A 26,270-nucleotide genomic window follows, 5' to 3' on the forward strand; every position below is an offset into this window, starting at 1 on the left:
CTTTTTCTTCGGGGATGCCCTGGCGCATCCCCTGGGTTCGGTTCGACTCAGTCCAGCAGCGCGGCCCGCTTCCACGCAGCTTGCGCGGCCGTTTCATCGCCCCGCTCTTCGGCCAGCTGCGCCAGGCCACGCCAGGTGCGGCGCAGCAGGGCGGGGTCGTCCAGGCTGTGGCTGGACTGGCTCAGCATCTGCGCGGCCTTGCCCCAGAGCTGGCGACGCATGCAGGCCTGGCCCGCGAGGTACTGCAGGAAGCCGTTCTGCGGCCATTGGCGCTGCAACTGCTCCAGCCGGGCCAGCCCGGCGGCGTCGAGCTCACCCAGGCCGGGTTCCAGCGCCAGCACGAGCTGGCGCTGCTGCGCCACGTCCAGCGTCCCGAACTCGGGCCACAGGGGTTCGAGCCAGGCGCGCACGCGGGCGTGGACCAGCTCGCGGTCCTGCTCGCTGGTGGCGGGGCCGGTCAATTGGTTGGCGCGGCGCGCGGCGGCCAGGGCCACCTCGGGCATGGCGCGCTCGGTGGCGTCCAGGCCGTTCCAAAACGCGTCCAGCTGCGTCATGTCGTGTGCTTCGCGCAGGGCATCGAGCGCCAGGCCACGCACGATGCTGCGGGAGGCCTCGGGCGAAAATGCGCGGTGCTTGGCCAGCACGCGCGCGGTCTCCAGCGCCTCGCCGGTTTCACCGCCCAGGCGGGCGATGCGCAGCTTCAGGCGCAGCGCCTGGATGCGCCGGCTCGCGCCCTGCGGCAGCTCGGCCAGGCGCGCACGCGCGGCGTCGGCGTCATGGTCTTCCACCGCCCAGCGCACCGCGCGCAGCAGCGCACCTTCGTGGGCTTCCGGCGCGCTTTTCGGCCAGCTTCGGGCTGAGGGCGGCCTGCAGGTTCTCGTCGCGGCGCTCGCGGTTCTGCAGCGATTGCGCGCTCTCGGCCAGCAGCAGGTGGGCGAGCAGCTGAAGCTGGTCGCGGCGGGGCCATTGCCCGGCCGGCACGCCCTTGAGCTGGTCCACCGCCTGCTGGGCCGCCGACTGCGCGCGCACGAAGCGGCCCGCCAGCTGGTGCGACAGCGCGTCCATCACCGACCCGACCACGGCGCGCTCGATCTGCTGGCTGCGCCAGCGCTGGGCCTGCGCGGGCAGGTCGCGCAACATCGAGAACGCGCGCAGCGCGGCGTACAGCAGCACGAAGCCGCCGATCAGGCAGAAGACGACGAAGTTGAAGGAGACATCGAAACGGTAGGGCGGCCAGAACAGGGTGAGCGTGGCCTCGTTGTGCCCCACCAGCAGCGCGAGCGCCACGGCCAGCGCCGCGAGGCCGAGCAGCCAGAACACGCTGCGCATGGCACCACCAAAACGGGCGGCCATCAGCGCCCCCCTGCCGCGGCGGTCAGGGCCGTCAGGGTTTCTTCGGGCCGCGGCAGGTCGCTGTCCACCAGGTCCTTGCGCAGGCGCGCCAGCGTGGCCTGGGCGGTGGTCACGCGGGGCGAGTTGGTGTCGAAGTAACGCGCGAGCGCGGCTTCCACGGCCATCAGATCGGCCTGGCTGGCCTGCATGTGACGGGCCAGCAGGCCCAGGCGCGCATTGAGCAGCTTGAGCTTGAGGTTCTCGCGCATGAACAGGGCCTGGTCGGGCGCGAGCAGCACGGCTTCGGGCCGGTCGATGCGGCTCACGCGCACCAACTCGCGGCCGTTGCGGGTGACATCGGTCCAGATGCGCGTCCACATACCGCTCCACCAACCCGACACGCGGCTCCAGCCGGTGGTGTCCGGTTCGGTCGCCGCGTCGGGCACGGCAGCGGTCTCGGGCGCGGCGTCCTTCACCGCCACGGGTTCGGGGGCGGCCTTTCGCCCGGCCTTGCCCTTGCTCAACGGCGCGGCCACCGGCTGGCCCACCTGGTTGAGCAGCGGCCAGTCGTCCACCTGCCGCGCGAGCTCATCGAGCTGCAGCGTGAGCGCGGGGATGTCGGCCAGGGACGCGCCCTGGATGCGCTGGATGTCGCGGCCGATGGCGCGCTGCACCGGGTTCAGGCGCGGCTGCGCGGCGCGCGCGATGCGCTGGTCGGCGGCCTGCAGGGCCGAGATGAGCGGTTGGGCGGTGCCGGTGAGCTGGGCCTGTTGCTGCGCCAGGCGCAGCGCGGATTCCAGGTCCTGCACCAGGTTGTCGTCGCGCGAGCGGGAGAGCGAGAGCATGAGCTCTTCGAGCTGGCTGCGCTGCAGGGTCACTTCCGACAGCCGCACCTCGGCCACGGCCAGGCGGGCCTGCAGTTCCTGCGTGAGGGCTTCGGCCTGGGCCGCCAGCGTGCGCGCCTCCACGGCCTGCGCGATGGTGTCCTGGCTGCGGCGGGCCAGCTCCTGCTGGGTGAAGCCGAGCTTCTGCCAGAGCAGGCCCGTCATCACCAGCGCCAGCGCGGCGATCAGCAGGGCCAGCCACTGAAAGACCTGGCCTGAACGCCGCGGAGCGGCCACGGGCGCCGGGGGAGGCGCAACGGCGGCGGGCGCCGGCGCGGCAACGGGGGGAATGGGGTCGGGTGTGTCGGCGCTCATGGTCGGGTCCAGCCCGATTCTAGAGCGCGCACCACATCGACCAATGCAGGACGGGTCTGACAGATCTGGCCGAACCCTGCCTGAGCGGCCGCAGCGGCGATGCGCGGGTGCGTGACCAGCGCGCTCGCTGGCGCCCACACCGGGGCTGGCCGCAGGTTCTGCAGCGGCAGCAGGGCTTCGGAACTGCTGAACAGCCACACGCTGCGCGCCGTGGCCGCCGCATCGATCACGGCGCGGTCGGTAGCTGAAAGCACGGGCGCGCGTCGCGCATACGCCACACATCCCTGCACCTGCGCACCGGCGGCGGTGCATTGGCGGATCAGCCAGTCGCGGCCGGTGCCGGCCACCCCGGCCTCCGAGGTTCCCTGGGCCGAGGTGCCGCGCACGATCAGCACCTGCCGCCCCGGGCCGACCTGGGACGAGACCACCGGCCACAAATGCTCGGAGTCGAACTGCGCGGCGTCGGGAGGCGGTGCATCGATGTGGGCCGCACCCAGGCCCAGCGGCGCGATGGCCTGCTCGAGCAGGCGCGCCGTGCCCGGTCCCGGGGCCCAGAAGCGGGTGTGCGGCGGCTGGCTGGCGGGTGCGACCCCGCCCTCGAAGAAATGGCTCACCGCCGCGCCGCTCACGAACAGGATGGCATCGGCCTGCGTCCAGTGCGCGCGCCAGTGGTGCAGCGTGGCCCGGTCGGCCTCGGCGGCGGGTGGCGCAATTTCAATCAGGGGCAGGGCCTGGGCGGGCCAGCCTTCGGCGCGCAGGGCATCCACCCAGACCTGGGCCTCGGGCGCCGGCCGCGTGACGATGAGCCGTTCCAGCCGGCGCCGGGTGCCAGGCGGGTGGGCGGCGGTGTCCACCAAGGCCTCAGGTCTCCGCGACCGGTGGCGCGGCACCGGCCGCGCGCAGCGCCTGGGCCACCTGCTGGCCCAGCGCCTCGGCCTCGTCCAGTGTGGTCACGGCCGCTTGGGTGCCGACGCGCACCAGGGGTGCCTGCCCCTGGGGGTCGCCCCAGGCCGCGTCGAGCCGCAGCGCGCCTTCGCGGCCCCAGTCGGCGTAGGCGGCCAGCGGCATGGAGCAGCTGCCACCCATGGCGCGCGAGACCGTGCGTTCGGCGGCCACGCGCAGCCAGGTGGGCTGGTGCACCAGCGGCGCCAGCGCGGCGATCAGGTCGGCGCGGTCGGCGCGCACCTCGATGCCCAAGGCGCCCTGCCCGGCCGCCGGCAAGGAATCGGTCGGGTCGAAGATGTGGCGGATGCGCGCCTCCAGCCCCAGGCGCTTGAGGCCGGCGGCGGCGAGCACGATGGCGTGGTACCGGCCTTCATCGAGCTTGCGCAGGCGCGTGTCGAGGTTGCCGCGCAAGGGTTCGATGCGCACATCGTCCCGGCCCAACTGGTCCAGTGCCGCGCGCAGCAGCACCAGGCGGCGCAGGCTGGAGGTGCCCACCACGCCGTTGGCCGGCAGGTCGGCCAGCCCGGCGCAGTGCGGCGAGACCCAGGCGTCGCGCGGGTCTTCGCGCTCCATCACGCAGGCCAGCGCGAAGCCGGGCGGCAGCTCCATCGGCACGTCCTTGAGCGAGTGCACGGCGATGTCGGCGCGGCCGTCTTCCAGCGCGAGCTCGAGTTCCTTCACGAACAGGCCCTTGCCGCCCACCTTGGACAGGCTGCGGTCCAGGATCTGGTCGCCCAGGGTGGTCATGCCCAGCAGCGTGACGCGGTGGCCCAGGCCTTCGAGCAAGGCCTTGACGTGTTCGGCCTGCCACAGGGCGAGGCGGCTTTCACGGGTGGCGATGGTGATGGCCAGAGCGGCGGAAGAGGATGGGGACATGGGTCGGGAAGGAGGGTCCGGGAAGGCCGGACGTCGCGGGCGATTTTGGTACCCGGCTGGTAACGGAAGCGGTGATTTTGAATGCTAGCATGCCCTGTTCCGTCGAGCGCCCGCCCACCCCAACCCACCATCTACCATGACGCGAAAGCCCGCCCGCCCCGCCCACAAAACCACCACCAACCAGGGCGCCGGACGGGCCGACAAGGACCAGCCGCTCATCGACGACATCCGGCTGCTCGGCCGCATCCTGGGCGACGTGATCCGCGAGCAGGAGGGCCAGGCCGCGTTCGACCTGATCGAGCAGATCCGCCAACTTTCAGTGGCGTTCCGCCGTCATGCGGATGAATCGGCGGACAAGGCGCTGAAGAAGCTGCTCAAGGGCCTGACCGGCGACCAGGCCGTGAGCGTGATCCGCGCCTTCACCTATTTCAGCCACCTGGCCAACCTGGCCGAAGACCGCCACCACATCCGCCGCCGCGCGGTGCACGAGCGCGCCGGCAACCTGCAGGAAGGCAGCCTCGCGCGCACGCTGCAGCGCCTGCACAAGGCCGGCATCGCGCCCGCCGAGGTGGTGCAGACGCTGGCCAGCGCCCACATCTCGCCCGTGCTCACCGCCCACCCCACCGAGGTGCAGCGCAAGAGCATCCTGGACGCCGAACGCGCCATCGCCCGCCTGCTGGGCGAGCGCGACGAACCACAGCGCCTGCCGAGAGAGCGCGCCGACATCGAGGCGCAGATCCGCGCCCGCGTCACGCAGCTCTGGCAGACGCGCCTGCTGCGCTTCACCAAGCTCACCGTGGCCGACGAGATCGAGAACTCGCTGAGCTACTACGAAGCGACCTTCCTCACGCAGATCCCCCGCCTCTACCGCGAACTGGAAGAAGGCCTGGGCGACAGCGGCAACGCCGCGCCGCCCATCGCCCCCTTCCTGCGCATGGGCCAGTGGATCGGCGGCGACCGCGACGGCAACCCCAACGTGACCGCGCAGACCCTGGAGCTCGCGCTGCACAGCCAGGCCGACATGGTGCTGCGCCACCACCTCACGCAGTTGCACCACCTGGGCGCGGAGCTGTCGGTCTCGGCCATGCTCAACAGCGTGAGCCCGGCCATGCAGGCCCTGGCCGAGCGCTCGCCCGACACCAACGCCCACCGCCAGGACGAGCCCTACCGCCGCGCGCTCACCGGCATGTACGCGCGCCTCGCGGCCACGCTCGGGAGGCTCACCGGCGGCGAAGCGGCGCGCCACGCCATCGCGCCGCAAGACCCCTACGCCAGCGCCGCCGAGCTGTTGGACGACCTGCGCACCATCGAGGCCTCGCTCAAGGCCCACCACGGCGAAGCCCTGGCGCGCGCGCGCCTGCTGCCGCTGATGCGCGCGGTGCAAGTGTTCGGTTTTCACCTCGCCACCGTGGACCTGCGGCAAAGCTCGGACAAGCACGAGGAAGTCGTGGCCGAGCTGCTCGCGGCCGCGCGCATCGAGCCCCAATACTCGAAGCTCGACGAAGCGGGCAAACGCGCCGTCTTGCTGCGCCAGCTGAACGACGCGCGCCCCCTGCGCGTGCCCGGCGTCGCCTACTCGGCCCATACGCTGGGCGAGCTGGCGATCTTCGACACCGCGCGCAGCGGGCGCGAGCGCTTCGGCGCGCAGGCCATCCGCCACGCCATCATCAGCCACACCGAAACGGTGAGCGACCTGCTCGAGGTGTTGCTGCTGCAGAAGGAAGCCGGCCTGATGCGCGGCACACTGGCCGAGGACGCGGTGTGCGACCTGATCGTGGTGCCGCTGTTCGAGACCATCGAAGACCTGCGCAACGCCGCGCCCATCATGCGCGAGTACCTCGCCCTGCCCGGCGTGCGCGCCATGGTGCAGCGCGGCGCGGGCGACGGCTACAGCGAGCAAGACATCATGCTCGGCTACTCCGACAGCAACAAGGACGGCGGCATCTTCACCAGCAACTGGGAGCTGTACCGCGCCGAGATCGCGCTGGTCGAGCTGTTCGACACGCTCAACAAGGGCGCCGAGAAACCGATCCAGCTGCGCATGTTCCATGGCCGCGGCGGCACCGTGGGCCGGGGCGGCGGCCCGAGCTACCAGGCCATCCTGGCGCAGCCCCCGGGCACGGTGCGCGGCCAGATCCGCCTGACCGAACAGGGCGAGGTGATCGGCTCCAAGTACGCCAACCCCGAGATCGGCCGGCGCAACCTCGAAACCCTGGTGGCCGCCACGCTGGAAGCCACGCTGCTCAAGCCCACGCGCAACGCGCCCGCCGCTTTCCTGACCGCAGCCGACGAACTCTCGCGCCAGAGCATGGCGGCCTACCGCGCGCTGGTCTACGACACCCCGCGCTTCGCCGAGTACTTCTTCGCCGCCACCCCGATCCGCGAGATCGCCGAACTCAACATCGGCTCGCGCCCGGCCTCGCGCAAGGCCACGCAGAAGATCGAGGACCTGCGCGCGATCCCCTGGGGCTTCAGCTGGGGCCAGTGCCGCCTCACCCTGCCGGGCTGGTACGGCTTCGGCTCGGCGGTGCACGCCTTCCTGCACCAGGACGGCCCCAAGGGCGTGGCCGCGCAGAAGGCGCTGCTGCAGAAGATGGTCAAGCAGTGGCCCTTCTTCAGCACCTTGCTCTCCAACATGGACATGGTGCTGGCAAGAGCGACCTCGCCCTGGCCTCGCGCTACGCCGAGCTCATGCCCGACAAGCGCCTGCGCAACCAGGTGTTCAAGGCCATCGAGGCCGAATGGCAGCGCACGGCCGACGCGCTGGCGCTCATCACCGGTGAAAAGCAACGGCTGGTGAACAACGCCGCGCTGCAGCGCTCCATGCGCCACCGTTTCCCGTACATCGACCCGCTGCACCACCTGCAGGTGGAGCTGGTGCGCCGCTACCGGGCGGGCGAGAACCAGGCCGACCGCGACGAACGCGTGCGCCGGGGCATCCACATCTCGATCAACGGCATCGCCGCCGGCCTGCGGAACACGGGCTGAACCCCTGGACGCACAGGGCCATGGCACCCCCACCTAAAATGAACGGGTGAACCCCTTGCTCAACGCCGACCTGCACTGCCACTCCGTGATCTCGGACGGCACCCTCACGCCCGAGGTGCTCGCCCAGCGCGCCAAGGCCAACGGCGTCGAACTGTGGGCGCTGACCGACCACGACGAACTGGGCGGCCAGGACCGCGCCATCGCCGCGGCGCGCGAGGCCGGCCTGCCCTACCTCACGGGCACGGAGATCTCGGTCACCTTCGCCGGCATCACCGTGCACATCGTCGGCCTGGGCATGGACCACCAGCACCCCGCCCTGCTGGCCGGCCTGCGCGCCACGCGCGGCGGCCGCGAACAACGCGCGCGCGAAATGAGCGACGACCTGGCCCGTGTGGGCATCAAGGGCGTGTACGAGGGCGCGCTGAAATACGTGGGCAACCCGGAACTGATCTCGCGTTCGCATTTCGCGCGCTACCTGGTGGAAATCGGCGTGTGCAAGGAAACCAACGAAGTGTTCCGCAAGTACATCACCGAAGGCAAGCCCGGCTACGTGCCGCACCGCTGGGCGGCGCTGGGTGACGCGGTGGGCTGGATCAAGCAGTCCGGTGGTGTGGCGGTGATCGCCCACCCGGGGCGCTACAAGCTCACGCCCAACGAAGAGTTCGCGCTGTTCACCGAATTCAAGTCCCATGGCGGCCAGGGCGTGGAAGTGATGACCGGCGCGCACGGGCAGGCCGACTACGTCAAGTACGCCGGGTTCTGCCAGGAGTTCGGCCTGGCCGCGTCGCGCGGCAGCGACTTCCACAGCCCCGAAGAAAGCCACACCGACCTGGGCCAGTTGCCCGACCTGCCGGGCAGCGTCACGCCCGTGTGGGCCTTGCTGCAGTCGCGCATCCTGCAGTGATGGCGCAGCCTCCGCGCCACACGCCCGCGCAGGCCGCGCTGGGCATCGGTTTCCTGATCCTGGCCACGGCCTGCTTCGCGGTGCTCGACACCTCGGTGAAGTACGTCGGCGCCTTCGTGCCGGTGCTGATGGCCGTGTGGTTCCGCTACGTGTTCCATGCGGTGCTCGTCACCGCCGTCATGCTGCCGGTGCGCGGCCGCGGCCTGGTGCGCACCGAGCACCCGCGATTCCAGCTGCTGCGCGGCGCGCTGCTGCTGACGGTGAGCGCGCTGTCCTTCGTCGCCCTGCAGTACATGCCGGTGGGCGAGTTCACCGCCATCGTCATGATCACGCCGCTGGTGGTCACGCTGCTGGCGGCCCTGTTCCTGCGCGAGCGCGTGCCGCCGCTGCGCTGGTTGCTGGTGGTGGGCGGCTTTGCCGGCGCGCTGCTGGTGGTGCAGCCCGGTGGCGACGTGATCGGCTGGGCCAGCCTGCTGCCCCTGGTGATGGTGTTCACCTACGCCTGGTTCCAGATCCTCACCAGCAAGATGGCGCGCACCGAAGACCCGATGACCATGCACTTCTACACCGGCTGGGTCGGTGCGCTGGTCTCCAGCCTGGTGTTGCCGGTGGTCTGGCAGACGATTCCCGACATCGCCACCTTCGCCATCCTGTGTCTGATCGGGCTCATGGGCACGGTCGGCCACTTCCTGCTGATCCTGGCGTTCCAGCGCACGCCGGCCTCCACGCTCACGCCCTACCTCTACGGCCAGATCGGCTTCGCCATGTTCTGCGGCTGGCTGGTGTTCGGCCACGTGCCAGGCCGGTGGGAGTTGATCGGCATCGCGCTGATCGTGCTGTGCGGCGCCACCGCGAGCTGGCTCACCGCGCGCGACCGGCGCCTGCCGGCCGACGCCCACCCACCCGAGTGATTCAGGCCCGCCGACGGGCCGGGGCGGTTTTCTTCGCCGTGGCGGCCTTGGGGGTGCCACCCTTGCGACCGGCCAGGCTGCGCGCCAGCAACTCGGTGAGATCGACCACGTTCGACGGTGCCGCCGCTTCGGTCGCGTCTTCCAGCGGCGTCACGGTCTTGGTGTCGCCGGCCTTCACCTTCTGCCGCACCAGGGCCTGCACCGCGCTGACAAACCGGTTCTCATAGGCCTCCGGGTCCCAGGGACCGGTCATGTCGCTGATGAGCTGCGCTGCGCATCTTGAGCTCGGCCGCCTTTACGCCCGCGGCCGACTTGCCGGCCGCCGGGAGTTTCAGGTCCTCCACCGGCCGGATCTCGCTGGCCCAGCGGATGGTGTTGAGCACCAGCGCAGGCCCCATGGGAATCAGCGCGGCCAGGTGTTCCTTGGTGTGCATCACCACGCGCGCAATGCCGATCACGCCAGCCTGGGCCATGGCCTCGCGCAACAGGGCATAGACCTTCTCGCCCTTGCCGATGGGCTCCAGGTAGTACGGCTTCTCCAGCAGCAGGAACGGGATCTCGGCCGCCTGCACGAAGGTCTCGATCTCGATGGTCTGCGTGGACACGGGGTAGGCGGCCTTGATCTGCTCGTCGCTCACGATCACGTACTCGCCATCGTCCTGCTGGACGCCCTTGACGATGTCGTCGCCCTTGATCGGCTTGCCCGTGCGCTTGTTGATGCGCTGGTAGCCCACCGGGTCCATGGAGCGCCGGTCCAACCAGTCGAAGTCGATGCCGCTGTCCTGCGAGGCGGGGTACAGCGCCACCGGCACGTGCACCAGACCGAAGCTGATGGCGCCTTTCCAGATCACGCGCGGGCTCATGACGGGTACCCCAGCAGCTTCATGGCCGGCGTGAGCGAGCGCGCGGACCGCGCATAGCCGTTCCAGGGCCGGTTGCCGATGGGTAGGCGCTCGGCGATGTTGCGCACGTGCCAGTGGTCGCTGCCGCGCAAGGCCGGCAGCTCGCTCCAGTCCAGCGGCACGGACACGCCCATGCCCGGGCGCGCGCGCGCCGACCAGGCGCTGACGGTGGTCGCCCCGCGCCCGTTGCGCAGGTAGTCGACAAAGACCTTGCCGACCCGGTTCTTCGGCCCGCTCTGCGCACGAAGCGCTGCGGAATGGTCTCGCTCATGTGCCGCACCACGGCCTGCGCGAACCCTTTCACGCTGTCCCAGTCGTGCTGCTGGCGCACCGGCACGACCACGTGCAAGCCCTTGCCACCGCTGGTCTTGAGGAAGCTCACCAGGCCCAGGTGGTCCAGCAGCGAATGCGTGAGCTGCGCCGCTTCCTGCACCTGCGCCCAGGCCACGCCTTCCCCTGGGTCGAGGTCGAACACGATGCGGTTGGGCTTCTCGAAGGTGCGCGCGAACGCGTTCTGGGTGTGGAACTCGACCACGTTCCATTGCGCCGCCGAGAGCAGCCCGCGCCGCGTGGCCACCGCCACCCAGGGGTCGTGGCCCGGGTCCAGCGCGGGATCGAGCTGCACCACGCCGGCCATCTTCATCGACGGCGGCACATGCTTCTGGAAGAACAGCTCGCCCTCGATGCCCGAAGGCGCGCGCATCAGGGCCACCGGCCGCTGCCGCAGGTGCTCGATCATCAGCGGCCCCACGGTGGCGTAGAACGTGACCAGATCGAGCTTGGACACGCCGGTGCTCGCGTCGATCACGCGCTCGGGGTGGGTCACGCGCACCGATGAAGGCGCGGGCGGCTTCTGCGCCGGCACGGGCGGGTTGCCCGGTTTGCGCACCGGCGCGGGCGAGTCGTTCGGCTTGGGCACGTCCACCTCCCGTTCCACCGCTGTTGCGGCCTTGTCTTCGCGCAGCCCCACGAACACCGCATGGCGGATGTGGCCCGCGTGTGTCCAGTCCGAGAAGGCCACCTCGGCCACCAATGAGGGCGTGACCCAGTGGGGCCGGCCCGCCAGTGTCGCCTGGGCGAACGGGCTGGTCCGCCGCTCCAGGGCTTTGAGCTTCCGGTGCAGGCTGGACAGGGTGCCGGTGTCGAAGCCGGTGCCCACGTTGCCCACATGCCGCAGCGAGCCGTCCGCCTCGTGCAGGCCCAGCAGCAGGGCGCCAAAGCCGGTGCGCGAGCCCTTGCCCTCGGTGAAACCGCCGATCACGAACTCCTGGCGCTGCCCGCACTTGAGCTTGAGCCAGTCGGTGCCGCGCGTGGACCGGTACGGGGCGTCCTTGCGCTTGGCGATCACGCCCTCCAGGCCGAGCCGGCAAGCCGACGTCAACACGCTGGCGGCGGACTCCTCGAACACCGCGCTGAAGCGCACCGCATCACCGCCGGGGTGGTCGCGCAGCAGGCGCTCCAGCACCGCGCGGCGCGCCACCAGCGGCGCGGCCCGCAGATCGTGGCCGCCCACGTAGGGCAGGTCGAACAGGTAGAACACGACGGCCGAGGTGCGCTCGTTCTCCAGCGACCGCTGCAGCGCGCCGAAGTCGGGCAGGCCACTGTCGCCGAACACGACGATCTCGCCGTCGTACCAGCCCGGCGGCAGGTGCCTGTCCTGCAGCGCCTGGTGCAGCGGCCGCAGGCGGTGCGTCCAGTCGTGGCCATTGCGGGTGAACAGCTTCACCTCGGTGCCTTCGATGCGCGCCAGCATGCGGTACCCATCGAACTTGATTTCGTAGAGCCAGTCCGCCTCGGCGGCGGGTGGGCTTTCCGAGCGCGTGGCGAGCTGCGGCGACAGGGTGGCCGGCAGCGCGGCCGGCACGGCTTGGGGCGGCCAGTCGGCCGTGTCCTTCGATGGCATGCCTTGCGAGGCCACGCTGTCCGGCGCGGCGTCGACCACGCTGAACTCGTCCGCGGGCCGGGCAAAGGCGTCGCGCTCCTTGATCAGCAGCCAGGCGGGCTTTTTCTCGTCGCGCGTCTTCATGCGCACCAGCGCCCAGCGCCCACGCAGCTTGTGGCCCAGCAACTCGAACTTCAGGTTGCCGCTGCGCAGCCCGGCGTGGGGGTCGCCCTCGGGCGCCCACACCCCCTTGTCCCAGACGATGACCTTGCCCGCCCCGTACTGCCTGGGCGGAATCGTGCCTTCGAAGGCGGCGTAGGCCAGGGGGTGGTCTTCCACCTCGACCGCCATGCGCTTGTCACCGGGGTCCAGGCTGGGGCCCTTGGGCACGGCCCAACTCTTCATCACGCCGTCCAGCTCGATGCGGAAGTCGTAGTGCAGCCGGCTCGCCCAGTGCTTCTGCACCACGAAACCCAGCGCCTTGGCCGCGCGGCCGACCTCGCCCGGTGGCTCCGGTGTGCGCGCGAAATTTCGCTTGGCTTTGTACCGCTGCAGCAGGTTGGAGGAGGAGGAGGAGGTGTTGGCCGCCATGCACGTTCCAGGGCAAATGGCGCGCCCGCTGCCCCGACAGAGGACGGCCAAGGGAGCAGGCCGCGCCGCACACCGCCTTTGCGGCAATTTCTGCTGTCTCCCCTGGTGTGTGTCGATTGCGCCGAGCGGGTCACAATGTCGGCATGTCCCAGTATTTCGAAGTCCACCCCGAGAACCCGCAGCCGCGCCTGCTCAAGCAGGCGGTGCAGTTGCTCGAACGCGGCGGCGTGCTCGCAGTGCCCACCGATTCGAGCTACGCCCTGGTCTGCCACCTCGACGACAAGGCCGCGGCCGACCGCCTGCGCCGCATCCGCCAGGTGGACGACAAGCACCACCTCACCCTGCTCTGCCGCGACCTGAGCGAGCTCGCGAGCTACGCCAAGGTGGACAACCGGCAGTACCGCCTGCTCAAGCTCGCCACGCCCGGCCCCTACACCTTCATCCTCGAAGCCAGCAAGGAGGTGCCGCGCCGCGTGAGCCACCCCTCGCGCAAGACCATCGGCCTGCGCGTGCCCGAGCACAAGACCCTGCAGGCCCTGCTGGACCTGCACAACGCCCCGCTGCTGGCGCACCACGCTGATCCTGCCCGACGAAACCGACCCGCTCAACGACGCGCAGGACATCCGCGACCGGCTCGAACACGACCTGGCCGGCGTGATCGACGCCGGCGCCTGCGCGCTGGCGCCCACCACGGTGGTCGATCTCACGCCCATGGGCACCGGCGGCGAACCCGAGGTGGTGCGCACCGGCCAGGGCGCCCTGGCCCGCCTCGGCCTCTGAGCCGTCCCCACCGGGCGGCCCGCCCAGTCTGGGACAATACCCGTTTGCCCGCCGCGCCCCACCATGGATTTCGCCCAGATCGTTCAAACCGTCGCTCTCTACGCCATCCCGGTGCTGTTCGCCATCACCCTGCACGAGGCGGCGCACGGTTACGTGGCCCGGCACTACGGCGACAACACCGCCGAGATGATGGGGCGCATCACGCTCAATCCGCTGAGCCACATCGACCCGATCGGCACCATCGCAATGCCGCTGCTGCTGTACTTCGCCACCTCCGGCGCCTTCCTGTTCGGTTACGCCAAGCCGGTGCCGGTGAATTTCGGCCGCCTGCGCAACCCCAAGCGCGACATGATCTGGGTTGCTCTGGCCGGCCCGGGCGCCAACCTGGTCCAGGCCATCGCCTGGATCGTGCTGTTCTATGTGCTGGTGGCGATCGGCGTGGAAGAGCCCTTCTTCCTCAAGATGTGCGAGGCCGGCCTGAAGGTCAACCTCGTCATGTACGCCTTCAACCTGTTCCCGCTGCCGCCGCTGGACGGCGGCCGCATCCTCGTCGGCCTGCTGCCCTGGAAACAGGCCGCCCTCGTCTCCCGCGTCGAGCCCTGGGGCTTCTTCATCGTGATGGCCCTGGTCATCACCGGCGTGGTCGGCACCTTCTGGCTGCTCCCCCTCATGTCGCTCACGCAAAGCGCCATCCAGGTGCTGCTCTCCCCCCTTCGCATGCTGCTGTTCTGATCCCGCCATGAAAACCCACCGCGTCCTCACCGGCATCACCACCTCCGGCACCCCCCACCTGGGCAACTACGTCGGCGCCATCCGCCCGACCGTGCGCGCCAGCCGCCTGGCCGAGGTGGAGAGCTTCTACTTCCTGGCCGACTACCACGCGCTCATCAAAGTGGGTGAGCCCGCCCGCGTGCAGCGCTCCACGCTGGAGATCGCCGCCACCTGGCTGGCCTGCGGGCTCGACCCGGAGAAGGTGACCTTCTACCGCCAGTCCGACATCCCCGAGATCCCCGAACTCACCTGGCTGCTCACCTGCGTGACCGGCAAGGGCATTCTCAACCGCGCCCATGCCTACAAGGCCTCGGTCGACAAGAACAACGCCGCCGGGGAAGACCCCGACGCGGGCGTGACCGCCGGCCTCTTCATGTACCCGGTGTTGATGGCGGCCGACATCCTGATGTTCAACGCGCACCAGGTGCCGGTGGGCCGCGACCAGATCCAGCACATCGAGATGGCGCGTGACATGGCGTCCAGCTTCAACCACCTCTATGGCGAGCACTTCACGCTGCCCGAGGCGGTGACCGAGGACCATGTGGCCCTGCTGCCCGGCCTGGACGGCCGCAAGATGAGCAAGAGCTACGACAACACGATTCCGCTGTTCGTGCCGCGCGAACAGCTGCGCAAGCTCATCATGGGCATCGTGACCGACTCGCGCGCGCCCGGCGAACCCAAGTCCACCGAAGGCTCGGCGCTGTTCCAGCTCTACCAGGCCTTCGCCTCGGCCGACGAAACCACCGCGCTGGCCCAGGCTTTCGCCGAGGGCATCGCCTGGGGCGACGCCAAGCAGACCCTGTTCGAGCGCCTGGATCGCGAGATCGCGCCGCTGCGCGAGGTCTACGACCAGCTCATCCAGGACTCGGCGCGCATCGAAAAAACCCTCAAGGCCGGCGCCGACAAGGCCCGCGCCATCGCCACGCCCTTCACCGCCCGGCTGCGCGAGGCCGTCGGCCTGCGCCGGCTCGACAGCGCGGTGTCGGCCACCACCACCAAAGCCGCCAAGGCGGCCGCGCCGGCGTTCAAGCAGTACCGCGAAAGCGATGGCCTGTTCTATTTCAAGCTGGTCGACGCCGGCGGGCAGCTGCTGCTGCAGAGCACCGGATTCGCTTCGGGCAAGGAAGCCGCCGGCGCCATTGCGCGCCTTCAGCAGCAAGGCAGCCAGGCCCTCGACGGGTTGCAGGCGCAACTGACCACCCGGGCCGACCCTGCGGCACTGGCCCAGGCCCTGGCCCATTTCGGCCCCGACAAGGCATAAGTGTCCGCCCTGTGTCACCCCTGTTCAAGCTTTGATACACAATCGGGGCTTGCAGTGCACCCCGAGAACGTGTTCTTCTGACCTCGATCCCCCGGCGGCGTTGAGCCCCTCGGCTCAAATACCCCCGGGTGTTGGGTTCCAAAAGTAAAAAGAACGACTGCATTGGCCCGTTATTGGCTATCGCCAAACACGTGCATTCTCGATATGCTGTCAACTCGACCTCCGTTATTACCGGCCCGCCAGACATGAGTATTTTTGTTATCGACGACCACCCGCTGATGCGCGAAGCCGTCGTCATGCTGTTGCGACGCCTGCGTGCTTCCACGCAGGTCGTTGAACTTGAACGTCTGGCGGCCGTGAGCAAGGCCATCGCCGAGCATGGCGAGCCCGAGCTGGTCTGCCTCGACCTGAAGCTGCCCGACACCAACGGCGTCTCGGGCGTGCGAGAGGTGCGCCAGATGCTGCCCGACACGTCCCTGATCGTGCTCTCGGCCTCGCCCTCCTCCGACTACGAAGACCTGGCCCGGGAAGCCGGCGCCGATGCCTACGTGGAAAAGTCCGCCGGTGCCGCCCAGATCGCCAAGGTGCTGCGCGAGTTCCTGGCCGATGAGGTGGAAGACGAAAACGCGCCCACCATCCCCGACAAGCTCTCCAAGCGCCAGAAGCAGCTGCTGGTCATGCTCGACCGGGGCCTGAGCAACCGCGACATCGCCGAACAGCTGCAGATCAGCGAACACACCGTCAAGGTGCACCTGTGGCGGCTGTTCCGCCGCCTCAACGTGAAGAGCCGTTCGCAGGCGAGCCACCTGGCCCGCACCGCCGGCCTGCTCGACCTCTGATCACCCTCCTGGCCCGCCCCAACCGGGCGGCCAGGCAACCTCCTCAGAAACCGGAGTTGACGCCCGAGGCCGTCGGGTGCGCCTCCAGCGGCTCGCGCTGGGTGAAGTCGGGCAGCATCACGCGGAACACGCTGCCCCGGTTCGCCGACCGAGTTCAAGGCGAGCTGGTAGCCCATCAGCGAGGTGAGCTTGGAGACAATGGTCAGGCCCAGGCCCAGGCTGTCCTCGGTGCCCTGGTGCTGCGACACCCGGAAGAACTCCTGGAAGATCGCCTGCTGGTGCTCGCGGGCAATACCCACCCCCGTGTCCCACACCTCGAACACCAGCATGTCCTCGCGGTGGCGCAGCCCGAGCAGCACGCCGCCGTGCTGCGTGTGGCGCAAGGCGTTGGACACCAGGTTGCCCAGGATGCGGCGCAGCACCACCGGGTCGGACCAGATCGTGCAGGGCCGGGTGTGCGTGCGCAGGCGCAGCGACTTGCCCACCGCCACTGGCTCGAACTGCAGCGACAGGTCGGCAAACAGTTTTTTCACGTCCACGTGCTGCAGGCGCACCTTGTAGTTGCCGGCGTCGATGCGGGTCAGGTCGAACAGGGAGTCGAACAGCTCATTGATCGCCCGCGTGGACTGCAGGATGCGCGGCGCGATGTCGCGCGCCATCTCCGGTTCGGTGGCCAGCCAGTCGGCGTACAGGCTGAGCGCGTGCACCGGCTGGCGCAGGTCGTGCGCGGCCGAGGCGAGGAAACGGTTCTTGGTCGCCACCGCCCGCAGCGAGGCGCGGGTCTGCAGCGTCAGCGAATCGATCAGCTCCTGGTTGGAGAACTGCAGCTCGAAGCTGGAGCGGTGCACCTCGTGCAGGCGCCGGCCCGCCATGATCAGCAAGCCCCAGAAGACGAACAGCAGCGCCATCAGCACCAGGCCGATCTGCACCGCTTCGGGCTTGTGCAGCATCCACAAGGTGTTCCAGGCCAGCCCGACGAACACCGAGAAGATCAGGGCATTGGCGTACTGGCGGAACACCGGCAGGTAGGCGCTGAAGGCCGTCAGGGTGAGCAGGCCCTGGCCCAGCACGACCAGCCCGCACACGAACTGGGTGGCCTGGGTCGATTGCTGGTAGCTCAGCATCACCGGGCCACCCCAAAGCAGCGCCATGGCCGTCCAGGACCACTGGTAGCGCTCCACGAAATTCATGCGCTGCGGGCCTTCCAGGCTGTCGTGGCGCAGCCGGTAGATGCCGATCAGGCGGTAGCGCATCACCAGCATGACGAGCGTCAAGCTTGCCCACACCGCCAGCGCGATGGTGTTCGCCTGGCCGGCCATGAGGTAGACCAGCACCGGCAGGGAGAGCACCCCCGCCAGCAGCGAGGGCCCCATGTTGTCCATCAGGACCCCGATGAGTTGGGAATTGACCCAGTGGTCGCGCACTTCGGGCGAAGCGGGCACATGCTGGTAGGTGGCGGGTTGGGTATCGACGAGCATGAAGGACCAGCGGACAGGCGATGGCGCATTGTCTCACCCGGCCTGCCCGAACCACCTGCGGCAAACCCCGCTCCGCAGCCTGCTAGAATCTGAGGCTTCGAACACGGAGAGGTGGCAGAGTGGTCGAATGCGCGGGACTCGAAATCCCGTGTACGTTTTCAACGTACCGTGGGTTCGAATCCCACCCTCTCCGCCACCCCTTGATGACGCTCAAGGGGTCGCGACCCGTTCAGACTCCCTACGAGACAGGCACGGCCTTAGCGGCCAAGGAATCTGGGCTTGCGCTTTTCCACAAAGGCGCGGCTGCCTTCGAGCCGATCTTTAGAGATGTACGGATTCGGGCCTACGTTCAAGCGCAAGGCTGCCGAGGCCGGCAGTCCGATGCTCTTGAAGCTGACGGCCTTCATGCGCTGCACCGTCAACGGTGCGTTGTCCGCGATCTGGGTTGCCAGCGCACGGGTCCGCTCGATGAGCTCGGCCTGAGGCACCACGTGGTTCACCAGGCCGATCCGCTGCGCCACCTCCATGTCGACCAGTTGCCCGGTGTACAACAGTTCCAGGGCGATACCTCGCGGGACCAGCAAGGGCAGGACCACACTACCGAAGTTGGCCCCCATCCCCACCTTGGCTTCCGGCAGGCCCATTCTTGCGCCTTGCGCCGCGATCCGGATGTCGCAAGCAAGCGCGAGTTCGCACCCGCCGCCGGCGGCGACGCCGTTGATGGCGGCGATGGTGGGCTTGGACATCTCCAGCACAAGCTCATTGAGGTTTCGCTCCCGTCCGCCCATGGGGTGCGCCATGCGGCCGGCAGCGTCGAGCTCCTTCAGGTCCACGCCCGCGGAGAACGCGCGCTCACCGGCGCCGGTGTAGACGACGACCCGAACCTGCGGATCGTCGTCCAGCCTGAGCGAGGCCTCCGCGAGCTGGGCGAACGTGGCCTTGGCGAACGCGTTCATCCGCTCGGGCCGGTTGATCGTCACCCAGGCCACATGTCCGTCGACGCGGACCTCAACGCCACCGTCGGCCATGTCAGTTCTCAGGCTCCAGGCCGGCAGCCTTCATCACGGGCAGCCAAACCTGGCGCTCGCGCTCCGCGAAGGTCGCGAACTGCTCGGCGGTCAGGTTGCTGGGCGTCACGCTCGCGTCGGCCATGCGCTTGCGGGTCGCCGGCTTCGCAGAGGCAGCGCGCAGCGTTTCATTGAGGGTCCGCACCACGTCGTTGGGCGTGTCTTTCGGCGCCCACACCGCATACCAGGCCGTGACGTCGAAGCCGGCCATGCCGGACTCGGCGATGGTTGGCACATTCGGCAGTTCGGGCATGCGCTCCTTGGTCGAGACCGCCAAGGCCCGCATCTTGCCGCCCTTGATCTGCGTGATGACACTGGGAGCGGTGGAGTACATCATGTCGACGTGTCCACCGAGCGTGCTGGTCACCGCCGGCGCGTTGCCCGAGAACGGGACATGGGTCATCTTGATCTTGGCCAGGCTCGCGACGCGCTCACCTGTGAGGTGCGGCAAGGAGCCCAGCGCGCCAGATGCGTAGGTGATGTCCTTCGTCTTGGCCGCTTCGAGCACGTCCTTGAAGCTCTTGTACGGGGACGCTTCGGCTACGACGACCAGGATCGGCGACGAGCCCAGGATGCCGACGGGCTTGAAGTCCTTCATGGCATCGAAGGACAGCTTCCGGTACATGCCCTCGTACATCACGTGCTGTGACGTGTTCGCGAGAAGCGTGTACCCATCCGGTTTGCTGGTCGCGACGTACCGCGCACCGATCGTTCCGGCGGCGCCCGCTCTCTGTTCGATGACCAGGGGCTGCCCGATGATGGCCGAGAAATCCTCGCTCAGCAGACGTGCGAAGGTCTCTGTTGCCCCGCCGGCGGCATAGGGCGAGACCAGCATGATCGGGCGGGACGGGTACTTGTCTTGCGCGTGCGCGGCCCCGATGAGGGCTAGCAGCGGAATGGCGCACAAGGCTCGGCGAATCAACATGGTGTCTCCTTCTGGGTTCAGGTGGTTTACGAGGCTGACGGCGCAGTCTCTTGCTGTGGCCGCATCAGGACGCGGCCGATGACCTCGCGAGAGGCAATCATTTCGAGGGCCTCGCGAAAATTGGCGAGAGGAAGGACAGCGTGCGCACGGGGGCGCAGCTTCTGCTCCAGGACCCACGCGAACAGTTGGGCGTAGGTGCGCCGCAGCCTGGTGTCGTTGGTGGCCGGCACCGGGTGCTTGCCCCAGCCGAAGTAGTAGCCCCAGTACACCCCGATGATGGTGATGTTCTTGACCAGCACGATGTTGGCCGGGATGGTCGGGATGGTGCCGCTGGCAAACCCCATGGGAATGATGCGCCCGTCGGGTGCGATGCATCGCAGCGAGAGGTCGAACGTCTCGCCTCCGACCGGGTCGTAGATGACGTCTGCGCCGCGGGCATGGGTGGCCGCGAGGACAGCCTCCCGCCAGTTGTCTGTCCGGTAGTTGATGGCGAGATCCGCACCATGGGCCCGCGCGATCGCCGCCTTCTCTTCCGAACCTGCCGTGGCAATCACGCGCGCCCCCAACGCCTTGGCGACCTCGATGGCCGCCAGGCCACTCCCGCCGCCTGCACCATGAACCAGCACCACTTCACCAGGCTCGACCTTCGCCCGCCAGGCCAACGCACCGAACGCGGTGCCGTAGATCGTGGGGATCTGCGCGCCCGTGTCGAAGCTCACCCCGTCAGGCAGGGCGAACACCGTCTCTTCGGGCGCAATCACTTCCTGGGCATAGGCTCCGGACTGAACCCCCGCGATGACCCGGTCGCCGATGGAAAATCGCGATGCGCCTTCTCCCACTTCGGTGATCACGCCGGCCAGTTCGGTGCCGGGAATCAGTGGCAAGGGCGCCTTGTTCTGGTGCTTGCCCTCCATGACCAGAAGGCTCGCGAAGCTCGCGCTGCAGGCTTCCACCCGGATGCGCACGCATCCCGGCCGGATCGTTGGCGAAGGCACCTCCTCCAGCCTGGCGGCGCCGAGGCCGCCGTACTCACGGCACACGACGGCTTTCATCGGGCCTCCCGGGCTGCGCCGGCAGCGATGAGCTGGTCTGCCTGCTGCGGCGAATAACCGCATTCCGCGAGGATTTCGCGCGTGTGCTCGCCCAGCCTCGGCGTCGGCCTGGTCGGTCCCGTTGGCGTGAGAGACCAGTTGCTGGTCTTTGCGACCGTCCGGATGGCGCCCTCGCTGGGGTGCTGCAGTTCCTGGAAGAACCCCGTCTTGATCAAATGCGCATGCGACATGAGGGACTGCACCGTCTCCAGCTTGGCCACCGGGATGTCGGCCTCCTGCAGCAGGGCGATCCACTCGTCCGTGGGTCGCTGCTTGAGCAGTGAGGCAACGATGTCGTAGAGCGCCTCGAGATGCCGGGTGCGGCTTGCCACCGTCGTGAAGCGCTCGTCGTCCATCATCTCGGGCTGGCCGGCGGTGTGGAAGAAGGTGCGCCACTGCTTGTCCGTCAGGACCATGAGGCAGATGGAGCCGTCGGTGGTCGGGAACGGCCGCCGGATGGACACGTACCGCTGGAAGATGGGCGGGCCCAGGGAGGGCTCGAACGTCAGTCCTGCCATGTGGTCGGCGAGGACGAGCGCTGCGATGGTCTCGAACATGGGGACTTCGACGCATTGGCCCTGACCTGTGCGCAGCTTGTGCACCATGGCACCCAGCGCGGCGTTGGCGGCGCAGATGCCGGTCACCCTGTCCGCGACGGCAATGGGCGCGTAGCGCGGCGGCTCGCCAGGCGCGTGGAGCAACGGGATGCCTGCAACGGCCTGGATCAGGTCGTCATAGGCGGGCTTGTCGGAGTCGGGCCCACCGGCCCCGTAGCCCACGATGCTCACGTAGACGAGGCCAGGCCTTTCCTTGCTGAGGCTCGCGTAGTCCAGGCCCAGGCGCGCCATGGCCTTCGGTCGCGTGTTGCACACGACGATGTCGCAAGTGCCCGCCAGGCGAACAAACGCCTCTCGTGCGGCGCCCTCCTTCAGGTCGAGAACGATGCTGCGCTTGCTGCGGTTCGTGTGCAGGAACATCGCCCCCATGCCGTCATGGCGGGCGGGGCCCATGCCGCGGATGGTGTCGCCGTCAGGCGACTCCACCTTGATGACATCGGCCCCCATGTCACCCAGGATTTGTGTCGCGACCGGCCCTGAAAGGGCCGCGGTCGCGTCCAGCACTCGAATTCCAAGCAATGGTCCAGTCATGACATCCTGCGTATGTTTTCAACATACTAACAAGTATCTTGTGAGTTTGGCAATAGGTGCATTGCTACATAGACCCATTGCATAGGAATCGATGAAGCCGTAAGATACCAATCAGTATTCATCGGCGCACGGCGCCTCAAAACACGGAGAAACAGATGTCGGTCTTATGGGAAATGCCGCTGGAGGATGAGTCGCTGCGTTGGCAGGGTCTCGCGCAGGAACTCACCGCGAAGCACTTCGCGCCGGCCGCCGATGCCATCGATCGCGAGCAGCGCTATCCGATCGAGCACCTGGACCCGCTGCGGGAGTCCGGCATCTCGGGCATGTTTCTGCCCAAGGCCTATGGGGGTGGTGGCGCGTCTCTCGTGTCGCTGGTCGCCGTGGTGGAGGCCATTGGTGCTGGCTGCGGGTCGACCGCGGCGATCATGGCGGCGCTGTCTCTTGGCGCCTTCCCGGTGCTCCTTGGCGGCAACGAAACGCAGAAGCAGGCATTGCTCGGGGGGCTGGCCCGCAAGGGGGAGGCGGTCAACTTCGCGTTGAGCGAGCGTGGCGCCGGATCGGACGCGGCGGCGGTCGTGACCACGGCCGTCCGTGAAGGTGACGGCTGGCGCATCCGGGGTGAAAAGTGCTGGCTCGGGAATGGTGGGCACTCGACGCACTTCATCGTGTTTGCCCGCACGGGCGAAGAAGGTGCGCGGAACAACATCACGGCGTTCTGGGTGCCCCGGTCAACGGCGGGCGCGGTCGTCGACTTCTACGAAGACAAGATGGGCATTCGCGGCACGACGACGACGAACCTGAAGGTGGACGTCTGGGTGCCACAAGAGAGCATGGTCGGCGAGGAAGGGCAAGGGTTGAAGCTCGCGCTGTCCACGCTCAATGTCGGACGGATCGTCGTCGCGGCGCAGGCGCTCGGCATCGCCCTGTGCAGCTACCGGGCGGCCGCCGAGTTCGCGGCGTCGCGCAAGACCTTCGGCAAGTCGATCATCGACCACCAGGGCGTTGGTTTCATGATGGCCGACGCGGCGACAAGCTTCTCTGCCGCGCGCATGATGGTTTTCGAAGCCGCGAAGGCCTACGACGCGGGCAAGGACGTCAGTGCGCTCGGCGCCATGGCCAAGCTCTTCTCCACGGAGGCTTCCCACGAGATCTGCGACACGTCGATGTCCGTGCTGGCCGGTCGAGGCTACGTGAAGCCGAATGTGGTCGAGCGCTGCTATCGTGACCAGCGAATCACGGAAATCTACGAGGGCACCTCGGAGATCCAACGGCTGGTGATCGCCCGGGCGATCAAGCGCGAAGCCTCGGCTTCCCACTCCTGACGCAACGATGAAATCCACCTCGAAGATGCCGCACGACCCTTCCATCACAGAGCAGTCCGGTGCATGGCGCGCCGTCGCTGAGCTCTATCACGCCTACTTCACGGGCATCGTGCTTTTCGCCGTGTCTCGACTTGGCACGGCCAAAGCGGAGGAGCTGGTCCATGAGATTTTCTGCCGCCAACGGCGTGAGCGGTTTCTGCCAGGGCTGAAGAAGCTCGGCATCGACCAGCTGCCGCCCGCCGTCGCTGCCGCGCAGTACCACTACCTCTCGAACCACATCGGCGGCGTCTCCGTGGAGTTCATGCCCGAGACCGAACGCAAGGCCTGGATCCGGTACGCCGCGCCGCGGTGGATCTGGGCGGACACCGCGCTGTGCGGCATTCCGCCCGAAGTCTCCAGGGCGATGCTCCTGGGCTGGCACGCCCAGAACGGCACCATGTTGAACAACCCGCGCCTGGGTTTCGTGTGCACCAAACAGACGGTCGATCGCCAATCGGGCCTCGAGGGCTACTACTTCGAGTACGACCGCGACCTGGCGCCGCACGAGCGGCTGCGCTTCGCCCGGCACGAGGATGCACCGGACTTCGATCCCCAGAAGGCGCCGAAGCTGCCGACCCAGACCTGGCCCCAAGAACGCCTGGACAAAGCGCATCGCAACTACGCGATGGAGTACGTGCGCTCCGCGTTCCCCACCGCGCTCGCCTTGTGGGGACCCGACGAGGCCTCTTCGCGCCTTCGATTGGCGGCCAAGATGATCGGCATGCAGTTCTACCACGCGACCTCGCGCCGGCTCGGCGAGGACTTCGGGACGGACGCCGCTGGCTTTGGCCGCTTCCTCCAGTCGATCGCGCTCGCTCACGGTGACAGCGCCGATCTGACCCGCACCGGCGGTGGCTGGGAGGTGAGGCAGCAAGGCTGGGCATTCCGCGAAGGGGTGGCCGAGTGGGACCCCGGCCTGGACCTCGCCTGGAATGGCCTTTTCGAAGGGGCCTTGCAAGCCCACAACCGCCGGCTCTCCCTGGGTTTCGCGCACCAGGAAATCCATGGCGGGCACGAGCTGCGCTGGAGCATCCAGGAATGACGACACACACCGAGAACACTTCGCAACCCGGATTGGGCGCGCTGGCGGGACTGAAGGTGGTCGATGCGGCGCGCGTGCTCGCCGGCCCTTTTGCGGGGCAGATCCTGGGGGACCACGGCGCGGACGTGCTCAAGATCGAGAGTCCGGAAGGCGACGAGTGCCGCGGTTTCGGCCCTCCCTTTGTCAACGGGCACTCGGCCTACTTCAACGCCGTCAACCGCAACAAGCGCAGCGTCGTGCTGGACCTGGGAAAGGCGGAGGAACGGGATCGCCTCTACGCCATGTTGGAGACGGCCGACGTCCTGCTCGAGAACTTCAAGCTCAGCACGCTGCAATCCTGGGGCATTCCCAACGTCCAATGGTTCACCGAGCGCTACCCGCGCCTGATCCACTGCCGCATCACGGGCTTCGGCGATACCGGACCCTACGGCGGGCTGCCAGGCTACGACGCCGCCGTGCAGGCGATGGCGGGGCTGCTCTCGATCAATGGCGACCAAGGCGCTGAGCCGGTGCGCATCGGCGTGCCCGTCGTCGACCTCACCACCGGCATGAATGCGGCGATGGCGGTCTTGCTGGCCCTGCAGGCCCGCGCCCGGACGGGCCGGGGCCAGATGGCGGACGTCAGTCTCTACGACTGCGCGGTGTCGGTGGCGCACCCCTTCCTGAGCAACTACCTCCATTCGGGCAAGGTGCCGGGCCCAACGGGCAACCGGCACGCCAATATCGTGCCCTACAACGTGTACAAGACGGCCTCCTACCCCCTGTTCATCGCCGTGGCGAACGACCGGCTGTTCGCGAAGCTGTGCACGCATCTGCAGACGCCCCACCTGCCCACGGACCCGCGTTTCGCGACGAACACGCTGCGGGTCGAGAACCGCGAGGCGCTCGAAGTGGCGTTGTCCCGGGCTTTTTCCAAGGTGGATGGTGACGAGTTCGGCAAGCGGTTGCTGGCGGACGGCGTGCCGGCCGCCCCGATTCTGGACATCGCCAGCGTTGCGGCCTCCGAGCACGCCCAGTACCGGCAGATGGTGGTTCGCCAACCCGACTATGTCGGTCCCGGCATTCCGATCAAGCTCTCCGACACGCCAGGGAGCATTCGCAAGGGGACGCCCCCTCTGGGAAGCACGACGCTGGAGCCCGATGCCGACCCGTTCGACCAGGCCTGATGCTGTCCGCGCCCGTAGTAGGATCGACGATCCTGCGCGCGTGGAGAGAGGGCATTTCGTGGAACTTCCGGACAACATCATGGGTTGGGTGGATACCGACTACGAGTCGATGCCGGCGACGCAACTGGCCCTTCTCGATGCGGCGGCGAGGGCCTTCACGAACTTCGGATTTGCGGCCGCGTCCATCGATGTCATCGCGGCCCAGATCGGTGCCACGAAGGGCAGCGTCTACTACCACTACCGCAGCAAGGCCGACCTGTTCTTTGCCGTGCACAAACGTGCGATGGTGCTGAACCTGCGCGCGCAGTTGCCGGTGGTGCAGGACCAGTCGCTGGACCCTGTCCAGAAGCTGCAAAGCATGTCCTATCGGCATGCGATGGTGATGATGGAGCACTTGCACTACCAGCGGGTCACCGTCCAGGGCGTGGAGCTTCACCAGTCCACCACGACCAGCGCTTCGGAGAGGGAGGCTCTGAAGGAAGTCGTTGCGATGCGCGATGCCTACGAGCACCTGTTCGAGAACGTGCTTCGGGAAGGCATCGCGGCCGGAAGTCTTGCGGCCGTGGAGCCCTCGCTGGCCTCCAAGGGCATTCTGGGTTCGCTGAACTGGATCACGGTCTGGTACCGGCCCCGAAAAGGCGACACGTTCTCTTCGCGGCACCGAATCGCCGAGCAGCTCGCCAAGCAGGTCACCCATGGCGTGTCGCGCGAGGCCCCGCCGCTGGTGGGCGCGGTGACCGCGCGACCGCACGGCCAGCAGGCCGACAGCAACGGTTGAACGGCGCCGCATCCCACCGCTCAGGTCGGCCTG

At 68.4% G+C, this 26,270-nt stretch carries 18 protein-coding genes, 1 tRNA gene and 5 pseudogenes; 12 read left to right on the forward strand and 12 right to left on the reverse strand.

Annotation, left to right across the window (positions count from 1 at the left end; genetic code table 11):
* Positions 1 to 47 precede the first annotated feature (47 nt).
* The 4 genes and pseudogenes from ACFJGX_RS24500 to hemC all read right to left on the reverse strand — a co-directional run bounded on the left by ACFJGX_RS24500 (position 48) and on the right by hemC (position 4,352).
* A pseudogene (locus tag ACFJGX_RS24500) lies at positions 48 to 1,329 on the reverse strand (heme biosynthesis HemY N-terminal domain-containing protein).
* A gap of 23 nt (positions 1,330 to 1,352) precedes the next feature.
* Positions 1,353 to 2,531 (reverse strand): uroporphyrinogen-III C-methyltransferase, encoded by a 1,179-nt coding sequence (locus tag ACFJGX_RS24505; RefSeq protein ID WP_382323502.1) that lies wholly within the window; start codon positions 2,529 to 2,531, stop codon positions 1,353 to 1,355.
* On the reverse strand, positions 2,528 to 3,385 hold the full coding sequence (locus ACFJGX_RS24510) for a uroporphyrinogen-III synthase (RefSeq protein WP_382325494.1): 858 nt from the start codon (positions 3,383 to 3,385) through the stop codon (positions 2,528 to 2,530). The genes ACFJGX_RS24505 and ACFJGX_RS24510 overlap by 4 nt, the downstream gene beginning before the upstream one ends.
* Positions 3,386 to 3,392: 7 nt before the next feature.
* Positions 3,393 to 4,352, reverse strand: a complete 960-nt coding sequence (gene hemC / locus ACFJGX_RS24515; RefSeq protein WP_382323501.1) for a hydroxymethylbilane synthase — start codon at positions 4,350 to 4,352, stop codon at positions 3,393 to 3,395.
* Between the two features lie 136 nt (positions 4,353 to 4,488).
* Between hemC and ppc the strand changes: the two are divergent.
* The 3 genes and pseudogenes from ppc to ACFJGX_RS24530 all read left to right on the forward strand — a co-directional run bounded on the left by ppc (position 4,489) and on the right by ACFJGX_RS24530 (position 9,155).
* A pseudogene (gene ppc, locus ACFJGX_RS24520) lies at positions 4,489 to 7,340 on the forward strand (phosphoenolpyruvate carboxylase).
* Between the two features lie 46 nt (positions 7,341 to 7,386).
* A complete protein-coding gene (locus ACFJGX_RS24525) occupies positions 7,387 to 8,244 on the forward strand; it encodes a 3',5'-nucleoside bisphosphate phosphatase (RefSeq protein ID WP_382323499.1) in 858 nt (285 codons plus the stop codon).
* Positions 8,244 to 9,155 carry a DMT family transporter gene (locus tag ACFJGX_RS24530; RefSeq protein ID WP_382323498.1) on the forward strand — a complete coding sequence of 304 codons (912 nt, stop codon included), beginning with the start codon at positions 8,244 to 8,246 and terminating at the stop codon, positions 9,153 to 9,155. Before ACFJGX_RS24525 ends, ACFJGX_RS24530 begins: the two co-directional genes overlap by 1 nt.
* Before the next feature lies 1 nt (position 9,156).
* Here the strand turns inward: ACFJGX_RS24530 and ACFJGX_RS24535 are convergent, their stop codons facing one another.
* The 3 genes and pseudogenes from ACFJGX_RS24535 to ligD all read right to left on the reverse strand — a co-directional run bounded on the left by ACFJGX_RS24535 (position 9,157) and on the right by ligD (position 12,530).
* Positions 9,157 to 9,408 carry a hypothetical protein gene (locus ACFJGX_RS24535; protein ID WP_382327241.1) on the reverse strand — a complete coding sequence of 84 codons (252 nt, stop codon included), beginning with the start codon at positions 9,406 to 9,408 and terminating at the stop codon, positions 9,157 to 9,159.
* Positions 9,377 to 10,018 carry a Ku protein gene (locus ACFJGX_RS24540; protein ID WP_382327243.1) on the reverse strand — a complete coding sequence of 214 codons (642 nt, stop codon included), beginning with the start codon at positions 10,016 to 10,018 and terminating at the stop codon, positions 9,377 to 9,379. Before ACFJGX_RS24540 ends, ACFJGX_RS24535 begins: the two co-directional genes overlap by 32 nt.
* Positions 10,015 to 12,530 (reverse strand): annotated as a pseudogene (gene ligD, locus ACFJGX_RS24545) (DNA ligase D). The gene ACFJGX_RS24540 and the pseudogene ligD overlap by 4 nt, the downstream one beginning before the upstream one ends.
* A gap of 143 nt (positions 12,531 to 12,673) precedes the next feature.
* On the opposite strand from ligD, the pseudogene ACFJGX_RS24550 reads away from it, so the two are divergent.
* The 4 genes and pseudogenes from ACFJGX_RS24550 (at position 12,674) to ACFJGX_RS24565 (ending at position 16,181) form a co-directional block, all read left to right on the forward strand.
* Positions 12,674 to 13,310: pseudogene (locus ACFJGX_RS24550) on the forward strand (L-threonylcarbamoyladenylate synthase).
* 63 nt (positions 13,311 to 13,373) lie between these two features.
* Positions 13,374 to 14,042 (forward strand): site-2 protease family protein, encoded by a 669-nt coding sequence (locus ACFJGX_RS24555; RefSeq protein ID WP_382323497.1) that lies wholly within the window; start codon positions 13,374 to 13,376, stop codon positions 14,040 to 14,042.
* A 7-nt stretch (positions 14,043 to 14,049) separates the two neighbouring features.
* Positions 14,050 to 15,342 carry a tryptophan--tRNA ligase gene (locus ACFJGX_RS24560; protein WP_382323496.1) on the forward strand — a complete coding sequence of 431 codons (1,293 nt, stop codon included), beginning with the start codon at positions 14,050 to 14,052 and terminating at the stop codon, positions 15,340 to 15,342.
* Between the two features lie 245 nt (positions 15,343 to 15,587).
* Entirely contained in the window at positions 15,588 to 16,181 is a 594-nt protein-coding gene (locus tag ACFJGX_RS24565) for a response regulator transcription factor (protein WP_204732508.1), read from the forward strand.
* A 206-nt stretch (positions 16,182 to 16,387) separates the two neighbouring features.
* Here ACFJGX_RS24565 and ACFJGX_RS24570 read toward each other — a convergent pair.
* Positions 16,388 to 17,659 (reverse strand): annotated as a pseudogene (locus ACFJGX_RS24570) (sensor histidine kinase); the annotation flags it as partial.
* Between the two features lie 105 nt (positions 17,660 to 17,764).
* On the opposite strand from ACFJGX_RS24570, the gene ACFJGX_RS24575 reads away from it, so the two are divergent.
* Positions 17,765 to 17,855, forward strand: a tRNA-Ser gene (locus tag ACFJGX_RS24575).
* 61 nt (positions 17,856 to 17,916) lie between these two features.
* On the opposite strand, the gene ACFJGX_RS24580 is transcribed toward ACFJGX_RS24575, so the two are convergent.
* The 4 genes from ACFJGX_RS24580 to ACFJGX_RS24595 are packed head-to-tail and all read right to left on the reverse strand — an operon-like array spanning position 17,917 to position 21,890.
* A complete protein-coding gene (locus tag ACFJGX_RS24580) occupies positions 17,917 to 18,687 on the reverse strand; it encodes an enoyl-CoA hydratase/isomerase family protein (protein WP_382323494.1) in 771 nt (256 codons plus the stop codon).
* Between the two features lies 1 nt (position 18,688).
* Complete coding sequence (locus tag ACFJGX_RS24585; RefSeq protein ID WP_382323493.1) at positions 18,689 to 19,651, reverse strand: Bug family tripartite tricarboxylate transporter substrate binding protein; 963 nt, start codon at positions 19,649 to 19,651, stop codon at positions 18,689 to 18,691.
* A gap of 26 nt (positions 19,652 to 19,677) precedes the next feature.
* Positions 19,678 to 20,703: an NADPH:quinone oxidoreductase family protein gene (locus ACFJGX_RS24590; RefSeq protein ID WP_382323492.1), complete on the reverse strand. Its 1,026-nt coding sequence runs from the start codon at positions 20,701 to 20,703 to the stop codon at positions 19,678 to 19,680.
* A complete protein-coding gene (locus ACFJGX_RS24595) occupies positions 20,700 to 21,890 on the reverse strand; it encodes a CaiB/BaiF CoA transferase family protein (RefSeq protein WP_382323491.1) in 1,191 nt (396 codons plus the stop codon). Before ACFJGX_RS24595 ends, ACFJGX_RS24590 begins: the two co-directional genes overlap by 4 nt.
* Positions 21,891 to 22,045: 155 nt before the next feature.
* Between ACFJGX_RS24595 and ACFJGX_RS24600 the strand changes: the two genes are divergently transcribed.
* The 4 genes from ACFJGX_RS24600 to ACFJGX_RS24615 all read left to right on the forward strand — a co-directional run bounded on the left by ACFJGX_RS24600 (position 22,046) and on the right by ACFJGX_RS24615 (position 26,237).
* Complete coding sequence (locus ACFJGX_RS24600) at positions 22,046 to 23,212, forward strand: acyl-CoA dehydrogenase family protein (RefSeq protein WP_382323490.1); 1,167 nt, start codon at positions 22,046 to 22,048, stop codon at positions 23,210 to 23,212.
* A 7-nt stretch (positions 23,213 to 23,219) separates the two neighbouring features.
* Positions 23,220 to 24,293: a hypothetical protein gene (locus ACFJGX_RS24605; protein ID WP_382327245.1), complete on the forward strand. Its 1,074-nt coding sequence runs from the start codon at positions 23,220 to 23,222 to the stop codon at positions 24,291 to 24,293.
* Complete coding sequence (locus tag ACFJGX_RS24610) at positions 24,290 to 25,459, forward strand: CaiB/BaiF CoA transferase family protein (protein WP_382327247.1); 1,170 nt, start codon at positions 24,290 to 24,292, stop codon at positions 25,457 to 25,459. The genes ACFJGX_RS24605 and ACFJGX_RS24610 overlap by 4 nt, the downstream gene beginning before the upstream one ends.
* Positions 25,460 to 25,538: 79 nt before the next feature.
* Positions 25,539 to 26,237, forward strand: a complete 699-nt coding sequence (locus ACFJGX_RS24615) for a TetR/AcrR family transcriptional regulator (RefSeq protein WP_382325488.1) — start codon at positions 25,539 to 25,541, stop codon at positions 26,235 to 26,237.
* The last annotated feature ends 33 nt before the right edge of the window (positions 26,238 to 26,270 follow it).

Source organism: Hydrogenophaga sp. UC242_50, from assembly GCF_042697355.1.
Taxonomy (GTDB): Bacteria; Pseudomonadota; Gammaproteobacteria; order Burkholderiales; family Burkholderiaceae_C; genus Hydrogenophaga.

Bases quoted from the DNA above. Each gene is read 5' to 3' on its own strand.
- ACFJGX_RS24505 (WP_382323502.1), bottom strand. From the start codon at position 2,531: ATGAGCGCCGACACACCCGACCCCATTCCCCCCGTTGCCGCGCCGGCG.
- hemC (WP_382323501.1), bottom strand. From the start codon at position 4,352: ATGTCCCCATCCTCTTCCGCCGCTCTGGCCATCACCATCGCCACCCGT.
- ACFJGX_RS24530 (WP_382323498.1), top strand. From the start codon at position 8,244: ATGGCGCAGCCTCCGCGCCACACGCCCGCGCAGGCCGCGCTGGGCATC.
- ACFJGX_RS24535 (WP_382327241.1), bottom strand. From the start codon at position 9,408: ATGACCGGTCCCTGGGACCCGGAGGCCTATGAGAACCGGTTTGTCAGC.
- ACFJGX_RS24540 (WP_382327243.1), bottom strand. From the start codon at position 10,018: ATGAGCCCGCGCGTGATCTGGAAAGGCGCCATCAGCTTCGGTCTGGTG.
- ACFJGX_RS24555 (WP_382323497.1), top strand. From the start codon at position 13,374: ATGGATTTCGCCCAGATCGTTCAAACCGTCGCTCTCTACGCCATCCCG.
- ACFJGX_RS24560 (WP_382323496.1), top strand. From the start codon at position 14,050: ATGAAAACCCACCGCGTCCTCACCGGCATCACCACCTCCGGCACCCCC.
- ACFJGX_RS24565 (WP_204732508.1), top strand. From the start codon at position 15,588: ATGAGTATTTTTGTTATCGACGACCACCCGCTGATGCGCGAAGCCGTC.
- ACFJGX_RS24580 (WP_382323494.1), bottom strand. From the start codon at position 18,687: ATGGCCGACGGTGGCGTTGAGGTCCGCGTCGACGGACATGTGGCCTGG.
- ACFJGX_RS24585 (WP_382323493.1), bottom strand. From the start codon at position 19,651: ATGTTGATTCGCCGAGCCTTGTGCGCCATTCCGCTGCTAGCCCTCATC.
- ACFJGX_RS24590 (WP_382323492.1), bottom strand. From the start codon at position 20,703: ATGAAAGCCGTCGTGTGCCGTGAGTACGGCGGCCTCGGCGCCGCCAGG.
- ACFJGX_RS24595 (WP_382323491.1), bottom strand. From the start codon at position 21,890: ATGACTGGACCATTGCTTGGAATTCGAGTGCTGGACGCGACCGCGGCC.
- ACFJGX_RS24600 (WP_382323490.1), top strand. From the start codon at position 22,046: ATGTCGGTCTTATGGGAAATGCCGCTGGAGGATGAGTCGCTGCGTTGG.
- ACFJGX_RS24605 (WP_382327245.1), top strand. From the start codon at position 23,220: ATGAAATCCACCTCGAAGATGCCGCACGACCCTTCCATCACAGAGCAG.
- ACFJGX_RS24610 (WP_382327247.1), top strand. From the start codon at position 24,290: ATGACGACACACACCGAGAACACTTCGCAACCCGGATTGGGCGCGCTG.
- ACFJGX_RS24615 (WP_382325488.1), top strand. From the start codon at position 25,539: ATGGGTTGGGTGGATACCGACTACGAGTCGATGCCGGCGACGCAACTG.